A 1,896-nucleotide genomic window follows, 5' to 3' on the forward strand; every position below is an offset into this window, starting at 1 on the left:
GTCCTTGCAGCATCTCCAATGCCAAGCCTTCGGCGGCGTGGCCTGAAAACAGGAACACGGGAAAATGCGCGGCCGCCAGAGCTTTGGCAAAATCATTGAAATTCGACACCGGTTGCGATGTACGCCGCCCTTTGTACTGTGCCCTCAGTGCCGCCAGCGTGGCGGTGAGGCTAGCTTGGCCACAGGAAAGTTGCGTTGCCTTGCGTCCGCCGTTCAGCGGCGGCACAGACATCCCGTTTGGGCCTACCACGAAGAACGCGCGCTGGTTGCCGGTCGAGAGGTCGGGAACCGTCCCGGCAAGTTCGCCGACAAGACCATGATGGATCCGCGGGAGCTCGCCCACGATCACCACGACATCGGCACGCCGGCGCGTCTCTCCGGGGGCGACGGTCATTGCCCCCTTGTCGGTAAAAAGCGCGGTCTCTCGGGCAAGTGCCGCACCATCGGCATGGTCGTATGCCGCGCCAGCCCGCTCAGCCAGCGCGATCGCCGCCCTCGTGCCATCTATATCCGTATCAAAGCTGAAAACCGGGCACCGACTTGACGACAATAGCGACGCGGCATGCGCAGCCGCGTGCTCAATCAGCGCTTCCCGGTTGCCGATCCAAGCAACCGCCATTCGCTAAACTACTTTCTGGTGCCGGCTCGATCCTAGACGAAACTGGATTGGCCGTGAACCCCACCCTGCAGCGGATCAGCGAATGTTTTCATACGCGTCAACAAATTCCGACCCTGCTTAGTCATATTTGACGTAAGCGAAGCGTTGATCGGTCAGTGGAGTGCCCTCCAGTGCCCCGCCTTCCTTGGCCGGCTGCCACTGGACAACGTCCTCGATCTTTTTCGCCAACTCGAAATCCTTGTCGGTAATGCCTTTCGCCGCGTGATTCGTCAGGCGCACCTCGACCCAGGCATAGGAGGCGGTGATATCAGGATGGTGCCACGCCGCCTCGGCGAGATGACCAACCGTGTTGATGACCATGAGCGTCGATTTCCAGCTGTGGGTCTTGTATTTGCGCCGGATCCAGCCGTTTTCATAACGCCATTTCGGCAACTCCTTCTCAAGCCGGTCGGCGATCTCGGCTTCCGAATAGACCTTTTCCTTGACTGTCTCGTTCATCTCGACCTCCGCGAATTGCTCGGTCTGTCACACGCCGGAGCCGGCAAACACGTATGCGTTCTCTTTGGCTTGCCCCATCGACGAAAACAGTTATCATGGTACCGGGCACCTAAACTTCCATGATGCATCCATGATGCACCCATCGGGGGGCAGATGTCGAATTCTGTTACCATACGAGTGCCCGCTCGCCTGCACCTTGGCTTCCTTGATCTCAATGGCGATGCTGGACGGCGGTTCGGCAGCGTCGGGCTTCCATTGAGCGAACCCGAAACCGTCGTCACCCTGTCGCGGTCCAGCGAGACCATCGTCGAAGGCTCCGAGAGCACCCGCGCCAGCGAGCATCTATCGACGCTCTGCAAGCATCTTGGCATTCGCGGCCAGCACCATCTGGTGGTAGAGCAGTCGATCCCCAGTCATGCGGGTCTGGGCTCCGGCACACAGATCGCCCTTGCCGTCGCCTCGGCGTTGCGCACGCTCCACAATCTGCCTCTGGACATCGCCGGCGACGCTAACCTGCTCGAGCGGGGCGGCCGATCCGGCATCGGCATCGCAAGTTTCGAAGACGGCGGCGTCATAGTCGACGCCGGCAAGAACGACCGCGGCGGAACGCCTCCGGTCGTCGCGCGGCTGCCGTTTCCGGAAGAGTGGCGCGTCCTCCTCATCCTCGACCATTCCGGGCATGGACTGCATGGAGCAGCCGAGGTTGCGGCGTTTCGCTCGCTGCCGCCATTCCCAACGGCAGGCAGTGGGGAGATCTGCCGGAGGGTGCTGATGGGCAT

At 61.2% G+C, this 1,896-nt stretch carries 2 protein-coding genes and 1 pseudogene; 1 reads left to right on the top strand and 2 read right to left on the bottom strand.

Features of this window, described 5'->3' with window-relative positions; translation table 11 throughout:
- Nucleotides 1-619 (bottom strand): annotated as a pseudogene (locus EN969_RS29075) (tungsten formylmethanofuran dehydrogenase); the annotation flags it as partial.
- Nucleotides 620-736: 117 nt separating this feature from the next.
- On the bottom strand, nucleotides 737-1,117 hold the full coding sequence (locus EN969_RS29080) for a 4a-hydroxytetrahydrobiopterin dehydratase (protein ID WP_013532029.1): 381 nt from the start codon (nucleotides 1,115-1,117) through the stop codon (nucleotides 737-739).
- Nucleotides 1,118-1,270: 153 nt separating this feature from the next.
- On the opposite strand from EN969_RS29080, the gene EN969_RS29085 reads away from it, so the two are divergent.
- Nucleotides 1,271-1,896: beta-ribofuranosylaminobenzene 5'-phosphate synthase family protein (locus EN969_RS29085; protein WP_348632421.1), on the top strand; the 626-nt coding region annotated here is incomplete at its 3' end.

Origin of the sequence: Mesorhizobium sp. M7A.F.Ca.CA.003.01.2.1, from assembly GCF_003998945.1 — a bacterium.
Classification (GTDB): domain Bacteria; phylum Pseudomonadota; class Alphaproteobacteria; order Rhizobiales; family Rhizobiaceae; genus Mesorhizobium; species Mesorhizobium ciceri.